The 545-nt window shown below is 64.2% G+C and carries 1 pseudogene; it reads right to left on the reverse strand.

Going from position 1 to position 545, the window contains the following annotated elements:
- Nucleotides 1-530, reverse strand: a pseudogene (locus DM995_RS18235) (sugar phosphate isomerase/epimerase family protein); the annotation flags it as partial.
- Between the last annotated feature and the right edge of the window lie 15 nt (nucleotides 531-545).

Raw genomic sequence — 545 nt, forward strand, 5'->3', positions numbered from 1 at the left:
CCCGCCGCTGCCGCCTTGTCCGCGAGCCCCGCCAGCAGATCGGTCATGCGCTGCGTGAAGCTCTCGCGCTTGGCCTCCAGATCGGGATGATAATGCGCGGCGCGGCCGTAATAGGGCGACGGGCTGATCGCGAAATAGTCGGCACCGAGGTCCGCGGCGTGCGCGAGCGCCTCGCCCGCAAAATGGCCGCTCGCGCCGAAGAAGAAGTCGAGACTGTCGTTGCGCATGAACAGGTTGGGATCGAAGGTCACGCCTGTGACCTGCTCGATGCCGCGCTCGGCCAGCGCCGCGCGATAGCCCGCGGCGGAGGCATATTTGGTGTTGATGCAATAGCGGTTCATCGGAACCCCGCTGCGCCCGCCGAACTGCCAGACCGGCTCATAGGGGATCTCGATCGAGCGGAAGCCGCTCGCGCGGATCAGGGGATAGAGCTCTTCCCAGAAATACTTGCTCTCGAACCGGTTGCGGTTCGGCTCCTGGTAATGGCGGTTGATCAGGTCGAGGCTGATGGCAAATCGATCGGTGTTCATCGCGCAATCCGTGTG

The organism is Blastomonas sp. UPD001 (genome assembly GCF_003426715.1).
Taxonomy (GTDB): domain Bacteria; phylum Pseudomonadota; class Alphaproteobacteria; order Sphingomonadales; family Sphingomonadaceae; genus Blastomonas.